Here is a 16,683-nt window from a genome sequence, read left to right on the forward strand (position 1 = left end):
CCCGGGACAGGGGCAATCTTTAATCCTTTGAACACGGCTCGTTAACGAAGCGGTAACCATACCGGGCATCAATGGTCTGGTAAGGAATCGCGAGACGCCGTGACCAGCGCCCCCACTCCCCGCCGATCCGTTGAGCTTCGTGGCCGTGCCTTCAAGGCGCTCGTCCTGGCCCCGGAGCTGCCGCTTCCCGATTGGTTCGCCGATCTGGACGAGGCCCTGAAGCGCTCGCCGACGCTGTTCGACGGGCGCGCCCTGATCCTCGACGTCGCGGCACTCGCGCCGGACGCCCCCGGCCTCGACCGGCTGCTTGCCGATCTCGGCAGCCGCCGCATCCGCATCCTCGGCATCGAGGGCTCGGAACTTCCCCTAGTCGGTCCGGGGCGCCCGCCCTGGCTCGGCGCGGGCCGCGGGGTCTCGACCGTCGAGATCCCGACCGTGCCGGAGGAGCCGCCGGCGCCTCCGGAGCCGGCCACGACTTCGCTGACCATCGAAGGGTCCGTGCGGTCGGGCCAGTCCATCGTCCACCCCACCGGTGACGTCACCGTGATGGGCTCGGTCTCCTCGGGGGCCGAGATCCTCGCCGGCGGGTCCATCCACGTCTACGGCGCCCTGCGGGGGCGCGCCATCGCCGGCGCCGCCCGCAACCCCCGCGCCCGCATCTGCTGCCGCAAGTTCGAGCCCGAACTCCTCGGCATCGACCGCCTCGTCCGCACGGCTGAGGACATGGGCACCCACCTGCGCGGCCAGGCCGTGCAGATCTGGCTCGATGGCGGCGCCATCAAATTCGCATCCTTGGATTGAGGGAGACAGCTCGTATGGCCAAGATTCTGGTCGTGACATCAGGCAAGGGCGGCGTCGGCAAGACGACGACGACGGCGGCCCTCGGTGCGGCGCTCGCGCAGGCGGGCCAGAGCGTGGCGGTGGTCGATTTCGACGTCGGCCTGCGCAACCTCGACCTCGTGATGGGCGCCGAGCGCCGCGTGGTCTACGACCTCATCAACGTGGTCAACGGCGACGCCAAGCTCAACCAGGCCCTCATCCGCGACAAGCGCCTGGAGAACCTCTCCCTGCTGCCCGCCTCGCAGACCCGCGACAAGGACGCGCTCACGGACGAGGGCGTCGCCCGCGTCATGAACGAGCTGCGCGAAAAGTTCGACTGGGTGATCTGCGATTCGCCTGCCGGCATCGAGCGCGGCGCGACGCTGGCCATGCGCCACGCCGATCTCGCCGTGGTGGTGACCAATCCGGAAGTCTCCTCGGTGCGCGATTCGGATCGGATCATCGGGCTCCTCGATTCGAAGACCCTCAAGGCCGAGCGCGGCGAGACCATGGAGAAGCACCTCATCCTCACCCGCTACGACGCCGCCCGGGCCGACCGGGGCGACATGCTCAAGATCGACGACGTGCTCGAGATCCTCTCGATCCCGCTGCTGGCCATCATCCCCGAGAGCATGGAAGTCCTGCGCGCCTCCAACGTCGGCTGCCCGGTGACCCTCAACAACCCGCTCTGCGCCCCGTCGCGGGCCTACATCGACGCGGTCCGCCGCCTCAAGGGCGATACGGTGCCGATGGCGATTCCGTCGGACAAGAAGTCCCTTCTCAACAAGCTGTTCACCCGGAGGGCGGCATGAGCCTTCGCAAGATGTTCAACCGGCGGGGGTCCGCGCCGGTGGCGCGGGACCGCCTGCAGCTCATCCTCGCGCATGAGCGCGGGAATGCCGGCGGCTCCGACCTCGTGATGATTCTTCGCGAGGAAATCCTCGCGGTGATCGCCAAGCACGTCATCGTCGAACAGGACAAGGTCCAGATCCGCCTGGACCGGGGCAAGGACGTCTCGACCCTCGGCGTCGACATCGAACTGCCCGTCCCCCTGGTGGCCCGCAAGGCGGCTTGAGCCAGGCTCGACAATTCGAAGCGCGCGCGGGGTGCAGCCCTCCGCGCGCGCTTCGCATTTCAGACGGAAATTTCGCGTTTCACCCTCCGATGAACAGGCCCGCCAGGGCCGCGCTCGTGAGGTTGGACAGGGTCCCGGCCAGGATCGCCCGCAGGCCGAACCGGGCGATCTCGGGACGACGCTCGGGCGCCAGGCTCGACAGGCTCGCGAGTTGGATCGCCACCGAGGTGAGGTTGGCGAACCCGCACAGGGCAAAGCACAGGATCGCGCCCGTGCGGGGATCGAGGCTGCCGTCCTTGAGGACGGGCGAGATCCGGGCGTAAGCCAGGAACTCGTTGAAGGCGATCTTCTGGCCGAGCGCACCTCCGACGAAACCGGCCTCGCTCCAGGGCACCCCCAGAAGCCAGGCCAGGGGCGCGAAGGCGGCGCCGAGCACGCCTTCCAGGCTGAGGCCGGGCCATCCGAACACGCCGCCGGCCCAGCCGGCGAAGCCGTTCAGCAGGGCGATGAGGCCCGTGAACGCGATGAGCATCGCCCCCACGGACACCGCCACCCCCAGCCCCTTCTGGGTGCCGTCGGCCGCCGCCTCGATGACGTTGACGGCCCGGGTCTCGCCGAAGGTGACGTGGGTGGAGACGATGCGGGTCGGCTCCGTCGTCGGCACCAGGATCTTGGCGTAGAGCAGGCCGCCCGGAATCGCCATGACGCTCGCCGCCAAGAGGTACTCCATGGGTACGCCGAGCGCCGCGTAGCCGGCCAGGATGGTACCGGCGGTCGAGGCCGCCCCGCTCGACATCACGGCGAAGAGTTCGGCCGAGGTCAGCGCCATGAGGAAGGGCCGCAGCGCGATGGCGATCTCGCTCTGGCCGATGGCGATGGTGATGACGGCAGAGAACGTCTCGATGGGCGAGGTGCCGAGCACGCGCCGCAGCACCGACCCGACGGCACGGGCCGCCGCCTGCATAACGCCGAAATGGTACAGGACCGCGATGAGGGCGGAGACGTAGAGGATCTGCGGCAGGATGCGTAAGGCGAGGATGAAGCCGCTGCCGCCGAACAGTTCGAACATCCTGGGTTCGACGAGGCCGCCGAACAGGAACGCGGTGCCGCGGTCGCCATAGCCGAGCACGGTCTGGACGAAGCCGGCCGCCGCCGCGAGCCCGGCCCGTCCCCAGGGCACGAACAGCACGAGGGCCCCGAGCGTCACCTGAAGGGCGAGGGCCGAGAGCACCACCCGGGGGCGGATCGCCCGGCGGTCGGTCGAGAACAGGATCCCGACGACGAGGAGAAAGGCCAGGCTCGCGCCGGCGTGGAGCAGCTTGTCGGTCATCCGGCCTCGCGTGTTTCGGCCTTCGCCAGCAAGGCCGATGCCGTCACGGCGCGCGTCCCATGGGAACAGGTATCGGGACCTGCGTGTTGATGGGTCAAGCTGCGCCGTTATCGCCGGCGCTCCCCTCGACACCCGGAGCCAGCCATGAGCCTCATCGGACGCCTCGTCACCAAGATCCTCGGCAACGAGGACCGCCCCGTGGTGCGCGACGAGCGCAACTACGAGTCGAGCAGCCCGATCGGACGCCTCGTCACCAAGCTGCTGCGCAAGTAGGAATTTTAAAGCGCCGCCGTCCCTCGGGATGGCGGCGTTTCAGTGTTCCCCTCCCGCCTCCTCATCCTGAGGCGTTGGAGCAAAGCGGAGGCCTCGAAGAAGGGTTCCAGAAGGCGCCGCGTTCCCTACAGCCCTCCTTCGAGGCCGCTTCGCGGCACCTCAGGATGAAGTTCGCGGTCGAAGAAGCGTCCGTTTCACGCCGCCCGGCGCTTGCCCTTCTTCTCCCGCCCCTGCCCCGGCGCGCGCTGGCCCGCGCGGGTGCGGTCGAGAACGAACTTCGCGTAATCGTCCATATCCCCGGCGAACGGCGTTACGGTGTTGTCCGCCGCCAGCCACAGGCGGTCCGCCACGAGCTCCATCAGCGAGCGATCGTGGGTGATGAGGATCACCGCCCCGCCGTAATCGTTGAGCGCATCGAGGAGCGCCCGGCGGCTGTCGATGTCGAGGTGGTTGGTCGGCTCGTCGAGGATGAGCAGGTGCGGCGCCTGCATGGCCACGAGGTTCAGGAGCAGGCGCGCCCGCTCGCCGCCCGACAGGGCGTCCACGGTGGTCTCCTGCTTGTCGAAGGGAAGCCCGAAGCTCGCCAGCTTGGCGCGGCGGGCGGATTCACTGTCGTCGGGTCGCTCGCGGCGGATGATGGCGAGCGGCGTGTCCTTCGGATCGAGGGCCTCGATCTGGTGCTGATGGAACCAGCCGACCTGCACGCGCCCCTCGCGCACCATCCGGCCGTCGCGGACGGACAAGGCACCGGCCGCCATCTTGGCGAAGGTGGATTTGCCCGCCCCGTTGACGCCGAGCAGCCCGATGCGGTCGTCGACGTCGAGGGTTAGGTTGAGGTCGCGCAGGATCGGCGCGTCGTCGCCGTAGCCGATGCTGGCGCCGGTGAGGTGCATGAGGGGCGGCGCCAGGGGCCGCTTCGGCGACGGCAGGTGGAACGGGGCCACGTGCTCCTCGATGGTGGTGGCGATGGGCTCCATCTTGGCCAGACGCTTCATCCGCGACTGCGCCTGTGCGGCCTTGGAGGCCGAGGCCTTGAAGCGATCGACGAAGCTCTGCAGGTGGGCGCGCTCGGCCTCCTGCTTCACCTTGGTCGAGGCCTGGAGGCGGGCCTTCTCCGCCCGGCGCTTCTCGAAGTCGTCGTAGCCGCCCGTGTAGAGCTCGAGCTTCTCGCCGGCCACGTGCAGGATGGCGTCGACGGAATTGTTCAAGAGTTCGCGGTCGTGGCTGATGATGAGCGCCGAGTGCGGATAGCGCTTCAGCCGCGCCTCCAGCCACAGGGCACCTTCGAGATCGAGGTAGTTGGTCGGCTCATCGAGGAGCAGCATGTCCGGCTCGGCGAACAGTGCGGCGGCGAGGGCCACCCGCATGCGCCAGCCGCCGGAGAACTCGGCCATAGGGCGTTCGAGGTCGGCCACGGAGAAGCCGAGGCCGGCCAGGATCTCACCGGCGCGCGCGGGCGCCCGGTCGGCGTCGATCTCGATGAGGCGGCCGTAGATCTCGCCCATGCGCTCGGGCTCGGCGGTCTCGAGCTCGGCGTTCAGGGCCTCGCGCTCCGTGTCAGCGGCGAGGATCGTGTCGATGAGGCTGATGGGCGTCGCCGGGTGCTCCTGGTCGACGCTCGCCACACGGGCGGTCTTCGGCAGCAGGATCGCGCCGCCGTCGGGCTGGAACTCGCCGAGGATGATCTTGAACAGGGTCGATTTGCCGACCCCGTTGCGTCCCACCAGCCCGACCTTGGAGCCCGGTGGGATGGCGACGCTCGCGCGGTCGAAGAAGCGCCGGCCCCAGGCGCTGAAGGTGAGGTCTTCGATCTGGATCATGCAGCCACGGTTCGCCGAAGGGGCGCGGGCTCACGAGCGACCCACGGGGAACCGGCTTCCTATCGCATTGCAGCATGAGACACGAGACCCACCCCCGCAGGGGTGGCCCTCGTTCTCGGCTCCGGAGACCCGGGCCGACCCCAACAGGGGTGGCCCTCGTGATGCGTGGTGCCGCCTCAGCGGGCTTCCGCGACGGTCTTCAGCAGGGGCGCGGTCGGCACGTTCTTGCGCCAGAACGTGCCGGTGCGCCCGGCCTGGAAGCCGCTCTCGTAGAGGCTGCGCATGTAGCCCGTGTCGAAGCCCCGGGCCGCGGTGGTGTTGGGCGCCGATTCGTCGATGTAGGTGAGGTTGAAGCCGATGCCGTTGGACCTGGTGAAGGCGTAGGTCGTGGCCATGGTGGCCCGGCTGCGGGCACGGCTCGCCGTGGTGAACGAGCGTTCGACGATGGACAGGGTGTTGTTCTGCGCGAGGTCGAATTCCGGCTCCAGACGACCGTTGATGATCACGTAGATGTCGGATTTCGCGCCGGCCTTGAAGCGCCCGTCGCGCAGCAGGAACGATTGCGGCAGGGTGAACACCGGCGTCACCACCGAGCCGTCCACATGCATTTCCTGGAACGCACGGCCTTCGGCCTGCACGTCGAGGAGCTGGGGCGGGAACACCGCCGGGATGCTGGCGGAGGCCGTGAGCACGTCCGAGAACAGGTCGAGGGCGGTGGGTCCGCCATTGGTCGCGATGGCGCCCATGTTCCAGATCACGGCGCGCTGGGAATCAAGGTTGGTGGTCACCACGAGGAGGCGGCGGCCCTTGGCGTGCTGGGTGGCGATGGCGGCGAGGAGGTCCGGCGTCACGTAACGGCGGACGAGGTCGCGCAGTCGCCCGTCGCCGAACAGGCCGGAGCCGAACAGAACGTTGGCGACGCTCGGCGACTGAACCAGGGTGGAGGCGACGCCGCTCGTGTAGATATCCTTGAGGACCGCGTCGTATTCGGGGCCGACGAAGGCGAAGGGTGCGATGAGCGCTCCGGTGGAGACACCCGAGACGAGGGAGAATTCCGGGCGCTTGCCGGATTCCGTCCAGCCGTTGAGAATTCCGGCGCCGTAGGCCCCGTCGCCACCGCCGCCCGACAGGGCGAGATAGGCGAACGGCACCTTCTTGTTCTCGGGCCGGGCGGCCATCTCCGTGAAGGTCGTCTCGGACGCGTCCGCGTAGGCGCGCACGGACAGGTCCATGCCCGGCACCGTGGCGGCGGCGGCCTCGCTCGCCGTGTAGGAAACGCGGGGCGTGGAGCCGCAGGCGCCGAGCTGACCGGCCAGGAGAAGGGCGAGGACGCCGCGCGACCACCCGAGACGACGAGACATCGATATTTCCTAACCGCCCGATCCCACCGGATCTACGTAGCACGAGAACCAGCTTGGCCGTTGGGGTGTTCCGGCCCGTCTCGCTTCTCCGTCGAGGCGTGGTATCGGGGACACATCCGGTCGCCGGCGGCCTGAGGCGTGGTCGCCGCTTCAGGTTACTGGACGGATTGAACTTTCACCCGCGTCCCGAATTTAAAGCGGTGCACGGTCACGGTTACGAACCGGATCGGACTGGCGCCTCCACGAAAACCCGTCACGAAAACCCGTTCGGCGCCATCGCCCGAGGCGCAAACCCTGCGGCTCCGCGCGCCGGGACTTTCGGCAAGCGGGGACACCAAGCGGGTGCACAGCGAGAACGAGCGGCACGAACAGGATCGCCCGGGGGTCCCGGGCCTCCAGCAGAAGGCAGGACGATGGAACGGGACGACGCCTGGCACCTCACGGACGACCTGATGGTCGAGCACGGCAAGGGCGATCCCTTCGCCGCCGCCATTCGCGCGACGCGCATGGCGATGATCGTCACCGATCCGCGCCGGGGCGACAATCCCATCGTGTTCGTCAACGACGCCTTCCTCAGGCTCTCGGGTTATCGCCGAGACGAAATCATGGGCACCAACTGCCGATTCCTGCAGGGCGCCGACACCGATCCCAACGCCGTTCGCCAGATCCGCGAGGCCGTCGATGCGCGGCGCGACATCTCCATCGACATCCTGAACTACCGCAAGGACGGGACGACGTTCTGGAACGCCCTCTACATGAGCCCGGTCATCAACGAGGCGGGCGAACTGCTCTACTTCTTCGCCTCGCAGCTCGACATCACCGAACGCGTCGATGCCCAGAAGCGCATCCAGCACGAGAAGGAACATTTCGAGCGCGAGGTCGGCAAGCGGACACAGGATCTGACCGAGGCGCTGGCGGCGAAGACCATGCTGGTCCACGAGGTCGACCACCGCGTGAAGAACAATCTTCAGATGATCGCCTCGCTCCTGACCATGCAAACCCGTGCCATCGTCGATCCGGCGGCGCGCGAGGCGATGAAGACGATGCTGACCCGGATCGAAGCCCTCGGGACGGTACACAAGCGGCTGTACCAATCACAGGACGTGCGTCGCTTCGATGTGGCCGAATTCGCCCGCGAACTCGCCTCCGATCTCGTCCGCGGTTCGGGCCGGGCCGGCATCGGCCTGCATTTCGACCTCGAAGCGGTTGAGGTCCCGGTCGAGAAGGCGCCCCCCATCGCCCTGATCATGAACGAGCTCATCACCAACGCCCTGAAGCACGCTTTTCCGGGCGAAGCGCAGGGCTTGCTGTCCATCGTGGTGAAACCCGACGGCGATCATTTCATCGTCGGGATCTCCGACGACGGGGTCGGGATGCCGCGCGAAGTCCTGGGCAATCGTTCCTTCGGCAAACGCCTCATCGAAAGCTTGGCACGTCAGTTGAACGCGAGTATCGCTTGGCAGCCTGCCAATACCGGAGCGCGGCCCGGAACTTGGATCGACATCCGCCTGCCGCTCGAGACCGCCACCAGCAGGGAGACAGCGTGAGCGAACCCCTTCGGGTCCTGATCGCGGAAGACGAAGCCCTCGTCGCGATGCAGCTCGAATTTCTCCTCGAGGATTGCGGTCACGCGGTCGTCGGGACCGCCGACACGGCACAGGGCGCGATCCGCCTGGCGCGCGAAACCCAGCCCGACATCGTGTTCGTCGATCTGCAATTGCGCGGGGGCTCGTCCGGCCTCGATATCGTCCGGACCCTGCGGGACGAATCCGATGCCATGCTCGTGTTCGTCACCGCCAACGCCCGGCGCTTCTCCGAGGATTTCGAGGGAGCGGTCGGTGTGATCGCCAAACCCTTCAGCGAAGCGGTGATCCTCGATACCATCGCGTATCTGGAGGCCTGCGTGCGCAATCCGCCACCCACCATGGACGCGCCCCTGGGCCTGAACCTGGCCCCGGACTACCGGGCGCAGATGGACAGCCTGCGGGACTGACGCGGGCGCGGGACGGCGTCAGCGATAGCCGGCTGCCTGCAGCTCGAACAGTTCGGCGTATCGGCCGCCCGTGGCCTGCAGCTCGGCATGGGTGCCGGCTTCGAGGACCCGGCCACCATCCAGAACCAGGATGCGGTCGGCCATGCGGACCGTGGAGAAGCGGTGGGAAATGATCACCGCCGTGCGCCCGTGGCTGAGGTCGCGAAAACGCTGGAACACCTCGAACTCGGCCCGTGCGTCGAGGGCTGCCGTGGGCTCGTCGAGGATGAGGATCTCGGCCTCGCGCATGTAGGCGCGGCTGAGCGCGATCTTCTGCCACTGGCCGCCGGAGAGATCGACGCCTTCGGCGAACAGCTTGCCGAGCGGCTGGTCGTAGGCCAGCGGCAGGCGTGCGATCACGGCGTCGGCCAGACTGCGCCGCGCCGCACGGGCGATGCGCGCCTCGTCGGCGCGTGCCTCGATCCGGCCCACCGCGACGTTCTGGCCGGCGGTGAGGTTGAAGCGCACGAAATCCTGGAAGATCACGCCGATGCGGGCGCGCAGCGCGTCGAGATCGTAGTCCGGGAGAGGGCGTCCATCGAGGAGAACCCGGCCCTCGGTCGGGTCGTAGAGCCGGGTCAGCAGCTTGACGATGGTCGTCTTGCCGGCGCCGTTCTCGCCGACGAGCGCCAGGACCTCGCCGGCGCGAAGATGGAACCCGAGGTGGCGCACCGCCCAGAGATCCGTGCCCGGATAGCGGAAGCCCACATCCTCGAAGACGATTCCCTCGACCATACGGTTCGGGAGTGGAATCGGCGAGGCCGGCGAGCGGACGGACGGCACGAGGGCGAAGAACGCGAACAGGTCGTCGAGGTACTGTGCCCCGGAAGCGATCTGCGAGACCCCCTGCAGCAGGCCCTCGATGAGGGAGCGCAGGCGCTGGAACGATCCGGCCAGGAACGCGAGATCCCCGATGGAGAACTGTCCGGCCGCCGTACGCCAGACCAGGGTGGCATAGGCTGCGTAATAGGCGAGACTGCCGAGGGCCGCGAAGCCGCCGCCCCAGGCGGCGCGGCGCAGGGCCAGGTCCCGGTTGTCGGCGATGAGCTTTTCCGCGAGGGCACCGTAACGCTCGGCGATGTAGCCGTTGAGGCCGAACAGCTTCACTTCCTTGGCCGACTCGACACTGGCACCCAGCGTCCGCAGGTAATCGATCTGTCGCCGCTCCGGCGTGCGTGTCCAGGCGAGGCGGTAGCCCTGGCGGTTGAAGTACGTCTCGTTGAGGAAGGCCGGCACCAGGGCCAGGGCCACGAGGAGGATGAGCCAGGGCGCATAGGCCGCCAACCCGATGGCGAAGGCCGCGAGGGTGATGAGGTCCTGCCCCTGGCCGAAGAGCTGGAACAGCAGGTTCGAGCGGCCGGTGACCTGCCGGCGCGCCCGCTCCAGGCGGTCCTGCTGGGCCGCATCCTCGAACTGGGCGAGATCGAGGTCGGCGGCGTGGCGCATGAGCCGGAGGCTGGCGGCGTTGCCGTAGCGATCGGCGACAAGGCCGTCGACGAGGGTGCTGGCACGGCCCAGAAGATCGGACAGGATCGCCAGTCCGAATTCGAGGACGACGAGTCCGGCGAGGTGCCTCAAGGCCGGATCGGCCATCCAGGCGTCGATGCCGAGGCCGATGGGGTGCGGTCGGGCATGTTCGGCCACGATGGCGTCGAGGATGAGTTTCGCCACGTAGAGCATCGACACGGGCAGGCTCGCCCGGGCGAGCCGCAGGGCGAGGCTCGCCGGCAGCAGGCGCGGGCTCGCGGCGTAGACGAGGCGGGCGAGGGCCGGCAGATGGCGCAGGGCGCCGAAGCGCTCGGCGAGGGCACCGTCCGGCGGCGCGGTGGAGGGAGCGGGGTCGGGACGGGGTGCTGGCATCGGCGCGGACCATGGCGGGGCCGGGCCCATGCGTCGATCCCGGCCGGCGGTGCCGGGCTGTCGCAGGCCGTGGCGCCGGTGCCTTGAGAGATCGGACGATCCCCGTGCGATCGGACGGGTGGCAAAAGGAGCTTTTATCGACAGGAGATTGCCGCCCGTCGCGTCCGCGCCGGGGCATCGACCTGTAACCCATGATAAACGTGGGATCGTTTCTCGTATCCGAGGCCGCCACCGAATGCTCAGCGGTTCAGCCTTCCTGCGGGTCGTGGTCCTCCTGATCGTGGCGGCCGGGCTGGCTGGAATCGTCCAGCGCTACTGGTCGCCCGCGACCGTCGACTCCGATCCGGGGCCCGCGGCCGTGCCGGTGGATCCACCGCGCACCGTGCGCCGTGCCGACCCTGCGCCCGTTCCGGCAGCCCCCCCGGCGCCCGTCCAGCCGATACCGCAGGCCCCTGTCGCATCCGCCGCTCCGATGCCCCCTCCCCTCGCACCGACGCCCACGCCCCCGACGCCGCCCGTGCCCGCCAGATCCGCCCCATCCGCCCCCCTGACGTTCGAGCCCTCGATCGCCGCGGGCGAAGGGGAGGTCGCCAGCGCGTCCGACAATGCCGGCCCGCGCGCCATGGCCATCGCCGATCTCAACACCGCGAGCGTCGCCGAGCTCAACGGCCTCAAGGGCGGGGGCATGATCGGCCGCTCCATCGTGCAGAAGCGGCCCTACGCGTCCGTCGATCAGCTCCTGTCGAAGCGCGTCCTGAGCCGGGCGACCTACGAGCGGATCAAGGATCAGGTCACGGTGCGTTGAGGATGCGGGACGGGTAGCGTCGGGCGCGGCGGGTGCCTACACTGACACCGCGGCGACGCCAGCCGTATCGAGCCCAGGACCGACCATGTTTGCGCAAGCCGGTGGCGTGACCTTCCGCGAGGATCTCGGCGTCGAGGAGACCACCGAGACGGACAACATCGTCCGCTGGGACGGCGAGAAGCTCTACGTGGAGCACGACATCTACCACAACGGCCAGCTGGTTCACCGCAAGTACCGCAAGACCGTCACCGAGCCCGTGGCTCGCGCGCTCCAGGCGATCATCAACCGCGCCCAGCAATAAACCGGCGTTGCGGCGCCTCGCCCACATCTCGGACCTGCATTTCGGCCGAACGAACCCGGCCGTGGTCGAGGGGCTCATCACAGAACTCAACCGCGATCGTCCCGACCTCGTCATCGCGTCGGGGGATTTCACCATGCGTGCGCGCAAGGTGGAGTACGCGGCGGCCCGGGCCTTCCTGGCACGCCTCGACGCGCCGTGGATCGCCGTGCCGGGCAACCACGACATCTCGCCGTTCCACCTCGTGCAGCGCTTCCTCCGGCCGTTCGCGCGCTACCGCCGCTACATCGCGCCCAGCACGGAGCCGACCCATCTCGACGACGAGATCGGCATCGTCTGCCTCAACACAGTGCGGACCTGGGCGCCCGAGGCCGACTGGTCGCAGGGCAAGATCCGGCGGCGCCAGATCGTGCAGGCCGAGGCGCGGCTCGCCGCCATGCCGGCGCACGTGTTCCGGATTGTGGTGGGACATCACCCGTTCATGCCGCCGCCCTGGGACGAGGAAGCCCGCCTCGTCGGCCGCGCCGACCTGGCGCTCGCCGCGTTCCGGCGCCAGGGCGTCGGACTGACCCTCGCCGGCCACCTCCACCGGCACTACGCCCGGTTCGCCGAAGCCGACGCCTCGGGTGCTGCGAACGACACGGTGGACCGGGGCGTCATGCGGGGCCGACGCGGGCATCTGCTCGCGGTCCAAGCGGGTTCGGCCACCTCGACCCGCCTGCGCGGCTCCGAACCCAACGCCTACAACCGCATCGTCATCGCGGACGGCGCCGCCACCGTGACCGTGCGGCTGTGGCATGGCAGCGGTTGGCGGGACGCCGAGTAGGCTCCTCGGTGACCGGCTATTTGCCGATCCAGTCGTGGCCGGCCACCACCACCTCGACGGGACGCGTCCAGGTGCCGGGCTGGTCGGTGGCGCCGGAGCCCAGGGCGCACTGTACCATGACGCTGTCGCTCCAGCGGCCGTACTTGTAGCCCACCGCCGGCAGCAGCCCGACGCGCACGAACCCGCAGGCCTCGTGCAGGCGCAACGAGGCCTCGTTCTTCGCGTCGATGTAGCCGATCATCTGGCGGTAGCCGCCGGCCGCGCAGGCCTCGATGAGGGCCGGCAGCAGGCGCCGGCCGATGCCGGCGTGCAGGTGCTCGTGGTGGACGTAGATCGAGTGCTTGAGGGTGTAGCGGTAGGCCGGCCGCTTGCGGAACGGCACCGCGTAGGCGTAGCCGGCCACCACCCCGTCGCGGTCGGCGACGAGGTGCGGCAGGCGCTTCTTGCGCATGGCCTTGCGGCGCTTCTTGAGGTCGTCCGGATGGAGCGGATCCTCCTCGAAATCGCCGACATCGCCGACCCCGCGCCGGATGTGGTGGGCGTAGATGTCCACCATGTCCGCCACGTCGGCATCCGACGAGGGTCGGATGACGAGGTCGGGGTCGCCGGCCAGCGCCGGCATCAGCGGGTCTCGCGCATGACATACGTGTGGAACCGGATGGTGCCGTCCGGATCCACGTTGCGGAACACGCCCTGGATCTCGGCCTCGAACCCGGGGAACAGGTTCGCGGAGCGCTCGAACATCTTGAAATAGTCCAGCATGGGTTTCGCCCGCTCGTCCAATCGCTCGCCCGGCAGCACCGTGCCGATGCCCGGCGGGTAGACCAGAAGCAAGGTCGTCGCCACGCGCCCTTCCGCCTCCGCGATGGGCACGTAATCGACGTTGTTGCGGGTGAGCTGCTGCACCGCTTCCTTGGGCGTCATCACCATCTCGGGCAGGTGCCCCGGCTCGAACTGCTTGCGCTGGAGGGCGCTGGTGCCGGCCTCACGGTGGAAGGCGTGGAAATCGGCGCAGAGATCGCGCAGGCGCACGCCCTTGTAGCGGTTGGGCCGGCGCCGGACGAACTCGGGCATCGCCTCTTCGAGCGGCACGTTGTCGTCGTGCAGGCGCTTGAAGGCGACCAGGCCCGAGATCAGCGTGCCGGCCTTGGAGGATTCGACGCCCGGCGTCAGCAGGAAGAGCAGCGAGTTGAGGTCGTTCTTCTCCGGCACGATGCGGTTCTCACGCAGGTACTGGGCGACGATGGGCGCGGGCACGCCGTGCTCGGCGTATTCACCTGTACGCCGGTCGAAGCCCGGGGTGAGCACCGTGAGCTTGTTCGGGTCGGTCATGGCATAATCGGGCACCACGTGCGTGAAGCCGTGCCAGGCCGCGCCCGGAGTCAATTCCCAGTACTTGGCGTTGCTGGCGAGTTCGTCCGTGGAGATGCTCTCCCACGGCACCTTGCCATCCGGGCCCTTCACGGTGTCGGGCACGAAGGGGTCGAAGAACCAGCGGCGGAGGGGATCGCCCTCCTTCTCCTCGAACTCGCGGCGGATGGCCCGGACCTTCTTGCGCCACTCGATGCCGAGCCGAATGGTGTCGTCCCAGAGGACGACGCCGGAGCGGCCCTTCATCATCTGCGCGCCCACATCGAGGGAGGCGAACAGGGGATAGAACGGCGAGGTCGAGGCGTGGACGAGGAAGGTCTCGTTGAAGCGCCGGTGCTCGATGCGGCGGGTCTGGCCGCGGATGTGGCTGTCTTTGGTGTGGATCTGCGAGGCCTGGGAGAAGCTCGCCAGCTGCTTGTGGGTCGATTGCGTGGCGATGATGCCCGGTGAGGTCTCGTCCAGCCCCTTCAGGCCCATGGCGAAGCGCCCGGCGAAGAGCGGGTGGAACTTCATGAAGCCCGCCCAGGCCTCGTCGAACAGGATGTAGTCGCAGAGGTGCCCGATCCGATCGAGGATCATCTGCGCATTGTAGATCGTGCCGTCGTAGGTGCATTGCTCGACCACCGCCACGCGGAACGGGCGCTCGCGCTTCCACGCGTCGGGGTCCTTCACCAGGGGATTGGTGCGGATCTTTTCGCGGATCGCCGTCTCGTCCAGGGCCTCGGCGTACATGGGGCCGATCAACCCGAAGCAGTTGCGATCGGTCTCGATGAACACCGGCACGGCGCCGCCGAGGAACAGGGCGCCGTGATGCGCGGCCTTGTGGTTGTTGCGGTCGAACAGCACGAGGTCGCCCTCCGCCACCAGGGCCGACAGCACGATCTTGTTCGAGGCCGAGGTGCCATTGAGGACGAAGTAGGTCTTCTCCGCCCCGAAGATGACGGCGGCTTCCTTCTGCGCCTTCAGGGCGGGCCCCTCGTGGACGAGGAGGTCGCCGAGATCGAGGACGGAATTGTCGAGGTCGTCGCGAAAGATCGCCTCGCCGAGGTGCTCGACGAAGATGCGGCCGATGGGCGAGCGGTTGTAGAAGATCCCGCCGTTGTGGCCGGGACAGGTCCAGAGCTGATTTCCCTGCTCGGCGTAGTCGACCAGGGCGCCGAAGAACGGCGTCTTCAGGGTCTCGGCGTATTGCTTCACCCGGCTGACGAGGCCGCGGGCGATGTATTCGGGGGTTTCTTCGGCAAGGAAGATGTAGCCGTCGATGAAGTCCAGCACCTCGACGGGGATGTCTTCCAGACGCTTGCGGCGGACCATGATCACGATGGGCATTTCCAGCCCGCGTTTCCGCATCAGGTTGATGAGCGCCGCCGCCTTGCCGTCCAGCCCGCGCTTGCCCCAATCCACCACCATGCAGCCGATGGCGGCGTCGGTCTGGACCGCGATGGCCGCATCTTCGACGCGCCGCGCCCGCACCACCTCGAAGCCGAGCTTCTCAATGGAGGTGAGGATTTGCTGGACGCGCACGCCCTCGAGATCGTCCGGATCGAAGTTCGGCGCGCACATCAGCACGGTGAAGCGGCGGAAGAAGTCCATGCGGGAAAAGGCTCCGTGGTGTTTGGCGCGCACCGTTCGCGACGGGACGTGACGCTTCGATGACAGTTGCGGAGGGGCGGCGGCTTTTCGAGGGCGACACGGCCGGGTTCGGCGCCGGCGGCCGGCGGCATCACCCATAGACCGATGGCGCACCGATCGCCCGTAGCAGCACTGTCACACGCGCCTGCTCTAACGCCAGCGATCGGGATTCGAGCGACGGGCGGGACGGCGGCAATGGATCAGGGGCAACGGGCAGGCACCTTCGACATCGAGGCGATCCGCCGCGAAGTCGCCGACGATTTCGACGAAGAACTCGAAATGGAGATGGAGGAGGAGCGTCTCGAACGCCTCGCCGATGCCGTCGGGGACGGTCCACGCGCGCCGCAGATGGACCGCCGACGCTATTTCCGCGAGCTGTTCCGGCTCCAACACGAGCTGGTGCGCCTGCAGGATTGGGTGCAGGCTCAGAAGCTGCGCGTCGTCGTGATCTTCGAGGGCCGGGATTCCGCCGGCAAGGGCGGGGCGATCAAGCGCATCACCCAACGCCTCAACCCCCGCGTCTGCCGCGTCGCCGCCCTGCCGGCCCCGAGCGAGCGCGAGCGCACGCAATGGTACTTCCAGCGCTACGTGACCCACTTGCCCGCCGGCGGCGAGATCGTGCTGTTCGACCGCTCCTGGTACAATCGCGCCGGCGTCGAGCGCGTGATGGGCTTCTGCACGCCCGACGAGGTGGAGGAGTTCTTCCGCTCCGTGCCGGAATTCGAGCGCATGCTGGTGCGCTCAGGGATCATCGTGCTGAAATACTGGTTCTCGATCACCGACGAGGAGCAGGAGCTGCGCTTCACCATGCGGATCCACGATCCGCTGAAGCAGTGGAAGCTCTCGCCGATGGATGTGCAGTCGCGCCGCCTGTGGGAGGATTACACCAAGGCCAAGGAAGTGATGCTCGCCCGCACCCACATCCCCGAGGCGCCGTGGTGGGTGGTCGAGGCCGTGGACAAGAAGAAGGCCCGGCTCAACTGCATCGCCCACCTCCTGTCGCAGATCCCCTACGGCGCGGTGGCGCACCCGGCCGTCCAGCTGCCCGAGCGCGAGCGCCACGACGACTACGCCCGCCAGCCGGTCCCGCCGGAGATGTTCGTGCCGAGCCTGTTCTGAGACGACCGCCCCCGGGTTGATCCGGGCCGCCGGGATGGGCAGACCCGGGGCTGGAATTCCAC

16 protein-coding genes are annotated in these 16,683 nt (G+C 68.4%); 10 read left to right on the forward strand and 6 right to left on the reverse strand.

Features of this window, described 5'->3' with window-relative positions; all coding sequences use genetic code 11:
- The first annotated feature begins 99 nt into the window (after positions 1 to 99).
- The 3 genes from minC to minE are packed head-to-tail and all read left to right on the forward strand — an operon-like array spanning position 100 to position 1,894.
- Positions 100 to 801: a septum site-determining protein MinC gene (gene minC / locus ASF27_RS02610; protein WP_056263311.1), complete on the forward strand. Its 702-nt coding sequence runs from the start codon at positions 100 to 102 to the stop codon at positions 799 to 801.
- A gap of 14 nt (positions 802 to 815) precedes the next feature.
- The gene (gene minD, locus ASF27_RS02615; protein WP_056166289.1) at positions 816 to 1,631 is read left to right on the forward strand and encodes a septum site-determining protein MinD; all 816 of its coding nucleotides are present in this window, start codon (positions 816 to 818) and stop codon (positions 1,629 to 1,631) included.
- A complete protein-coding gene (gene minE / locus ASF27_RS02620; protein WP_056087796.1) occupies positions 1,628 to 1,894 on the forward strand; it encodes a cell division topological specificity factor MinE in 267 nt (88 codons plus the stop codon). Before minD ends, minE begins: the two co-directional genes overlap by 4 nt.
- 79 nt (positions 1,895 to 1,973) lie before the next feature.
- Here minE and ASF27_RS02625 read toward each other — a convergent pair whose 3' ends face one another.
- Positions 1,974 to 3,224 (reverse strand): nucleoside transporter C-terminal domain-containing protein, encoded by a 1,251-nt coding sequence (locus ASF27_RS02625; protein ID WP_056263309.1) that lies wholly within the window; start codon positions 3,222 to 3,224, stop codon positions 1,974 to 1,976.
- A 144-nt stretch (positions 3,225 to 3,368) separates the two neighbouring features.
- Between ASF27_RS02625 and ASF27_RS02630 the strand changes: the two genes are divergently transcribed.
- Positions 3,369 to 3,497 (forward strand): hypothetical protein, encoded by a 129-nt coding sequence (locus ASF27_RS02630; RefSeq protein ID WP_056087800.1) that lies wholly within the window; start codon positions 3,369 to 3,371, stop codon positions 3,495 to 3,497.
- A 194-nt stretch (positions 3,498 to 3,691) separates the two neighbouring features.
- Here the strand turns inward: ASF27_RS02630 and ASF27_RS02635 are convergent, their stop codons facing one another.
- Together ASF27_RS02635 and ASF27_RS02640 are read right to left on the reverse strand one after the other, a co-directional pair.
- Positions 3,692 to 5,317 (reverse strand): ABC-F family ATP-binding cassette domain-containing protein, encoded by a 1,626-nt coding sequence (locus tag ASF27_RS02635; RefSeq protein ID WP_056166280.1) that lies wholly within the window; start codon positions 5,315 to 5,317, stop codon positions 3,692 to 3,694.
- Positions 5,318 to 5,493: 176 nt separating this feature from the next.
- Positions 5,494 to 6,678 (reverse strand): patatin-like phospholipase family protein, encoded by a 1,185-nt coding sequence (locus tag ASF27_RS02640; RefSeq protein WP_056263307.1) that lies wholly within the window; start codon positions 6,676 to 6,678, stop codon positions 5,494 to 5,496.
- Positions 6,679 to 7,091: 413 nt separating this feature from the next.
- On the opposite strand from ASF27_RS02640, the gene ASF27_RS02645 reads away from it, so the two are divergent.
- Both ASF27_RS02645 and ASF27_RS02650 read left to right on the forward strand, forming a co-directional pair.
- Positions 7,092 to 8,225: a histidine kinase dimerization/phosphoacceptor domain -containing protein gene (locus tag ASF27_RS02645; RefSeq protein WP_056166277.1), complete on the forward strand. Its 1,134-nt coding sequence runs from the start codon at positions 7,092 to 7,094 to the stop codon at positions 8,223 to 8,225.
- Positions 8,222 to 8,671 carry a response regulator gene (locus ASF27_RS02650; protein ID WP_056166270.1) on the forward strand — a complete coding sequence of 150 codons (450 nt, stop codon included), beginning with the start codon at positions 8,222 to 8,224 and terminating at the stop codon, positions 8,669 to 8,671. Before ASF27_RS02645 ends, ASF27_RS02650 begins: the two co-directional genes overlap by 4 nt.
- 18 nt (positions 8,672 to 8,689) lie before the next feature.
- Here the strand turns inward: ASF27_RS02650 and ASF27_RS02655 are convergent, their stop codons facing one another.
- On the reverse strand, positions 8,690 to 10,570 hold the full coding sequence (locus ASF27_RS02655; RefSeq protein WP_056357864.1) for an ABC transporter ATP-binding protein: 1,881 nt from the start codon (positions 10,568 to 10,570) through the stop codon (positions 8,690 to 8,692).
- A 235-nt stretch (positions 10,571 to 10,805) separates the two neighbouring features.
- Here ASF27_RS02655 and ASF27_RS02660 point away from each other — a divergent pair, with 235 nt between their 5' ends.
- From ASF27_RS02660 to ASF27_RS02670, 3 genes are all read left to right on the forward strand, one after another.
- Entirely contained in the window at positions 10,806 to 11,375 is a 570-nt protein-coding gene (locus tag ASF27_RS02660; protein WP_056357490.1) for a helix-hairpin-helix domain-containing protein, read from the forward strand.
- Between the two features lie 85 nt (positions 11,376 to 11,460).
- The gene (locus tag ASF27_RS02665) at positions 11,461 to 11,676 is read left to right on the forward strand and encodes a hypothetical protein (protein WP_056166264.1); all 216 of its coding nucleotides are present in this window, start codon (positions 11,461 to 11,463) and stop codon (positions 11,674 to 11,676) included.
- A gap of 7 nt (positions 11,677 to 11,683) precedes the next feature.
- Positions 11,684 to 12,499, forward strand: coding sequence for a metallophosphoesterase (locus ASF27_RS02670; RefSeq protein ID WP_056263302.1), 816 nt, complete (start codon positions 11,684 to 11,686; stop codon positions 12,497 to 12,499).
- A gap of 16 nt (positions 12,500 to 12,515) precedes the next feature.
- Here ASF27_RS02670 and ASF27_RS02675 read toward each other — a convergent pair whose 3' ends face one another.
- Positions 12,516 to 13,121: a GNAT family N-acetyltransferase gene (locus ASF27_RS02675; protein ID WP_056166260.1), complete on the reverse strand. Its 606-nt coding sequence runs from the start codon at positions 13,119 to 13,121 to the stop codon at positions 12,516 to 12,518.
- Entirely contained in the window at positions 13,121 to 15,463 is a 2,343-nt protein-coding gene (locus ASF27_RS02680; RefSeq protein ID WP_056357494.1) for an Orn/Lys/Arg decarboxylase N-terminal domain-containing protein, read from the reverse strand. The genes ASF27_RS02675 and ASF27_RS02680 overlap by 1 nt, the downstream gene beginning before the upstream one ends.
- A gap of 234 nt (positions 15,464 to 15,697) precedes the next feature.
- Here ASF27_RS02680 and ppk2 point away from each other — a divergent pair, with 234 nt between their 5' ends.
- Positions 15,698 to 16,621 (forward strand): polyphosphate kinase 2, encoded by a 924-nt coding sequence (ppk2, locus tag ASF27_RS02685; protein ID WP_056303058.1) that lies wholly within the window; start codon positions 15,698 to 15,700, stop codon positions 16,619 to 16,621.
- The last annotated feature ends 62 nt before the right edge of the window (positions 16,622 to 16,683 follow it).

This window comes from Methylobacterium sp. Leaf102 (assembly GCF_001422425.1).
GTDB lineage: Bacteria > Pseudomonadota > Alphaproteobacteria > Rhizobiales > Beijerinckiaceae > Methylobacterium.

Excerpts from the sequence above, each read along its gene's own strand:
- ASF27_RS02675 (WP_056166260.1), bottom strand. The coding sequence starts at position 13,121 with ATGCCGGCGCTGGCCGGCGACCCCGACCTCGTCATCCGACCCTCGTCG.
- ASF27_RS02680 (WP_056357494.1), bottom strand. The coding sequence starts at position 15,463 with ATGGACTTCTTCCGCCGCTTCACCGTGCTGATGTGCGCGCCGAACTTC.
- minD (WP_056166289.1), top strand. The coding sequence starts at position 816 with ATGGCCAAGATTCTGGTCGTGACATCAGGCAAGGGCGGCGTCGGCAAG.
- ASF27_RS02660 (WP_056357490.1), top strand. The coding sequence starts at position 10,806 with ATGCTCAGCGGTTCAGCCTTCCTGCGGGTCGTGGTCCTCCTGATCGTG.
- ASF27_RS02625 (WP_056263309.1), bottom strand. The coding sequence starts at position 3,224 with ATGACCGACAAGCTGCTCCACGCCGGCGCGAGCCTGGCCTTTCTCCTC.
- ASF27_RS02630 (WP_056087800.1), top strand. The coding sequence starts at position 3,369 with ATGAGCCTCATCGGACGCCTCGTCACCAAGATCCTCGGCAACGAGGAC.
- ASF27_RS02665 (WP_056166264.1), top strand. The coding sequence starts at position 11,461 with ATGTTTGCGCAAGCCGGTGGCGTGACCTTCCGCGAGGATCTCGGCGTC.
- ASF27_RS02655 (WP_056357864.1), bottom strand. The coding sequence starts at position 10,570 with ATGCCAGCACCCCGTCCCGACCCCGCTCCCTCCACCGCGCCGCCGGAC.
- ASF27_RS02645 (WP_056166277.1), top strand. The coding sequence starts at position 7,092 with ATGGAACGGGACGACGCCTGGCACCTCACGGACGACCTGATGGTCGAG.
- ASF27_RS02635 (WP_056166280.1), bottom strand. The coding sequence starts at position 5,317 with ATGATCCAGATCGAAGACCTCACCTTCAGCGCCTGGGGCCGGCGCTTC.
- ppk2 (WP_056303058.1), top strand. The coding sequence starts at position 15,698 with ATGGATCAGGGGCAACGGGCAGGCACCTTCGACATCGAGGCGATCCGC.
- ASF27_RS02640 (WP_056263307.1), bottom strand. The coding sequence starts at position 6,678 with ATGTCTCGTCGTCTCGGGTGGTCGCGCGGCGTCCTCGCCCTTCTCCTG.
- minE (WP_056087796.1), top strand. The coding sequence starts at position 1,628 with ATGAGCCTTCGCAAGATGTTCAACCGGCGGGGGTCCGCGCCGGTGGCG.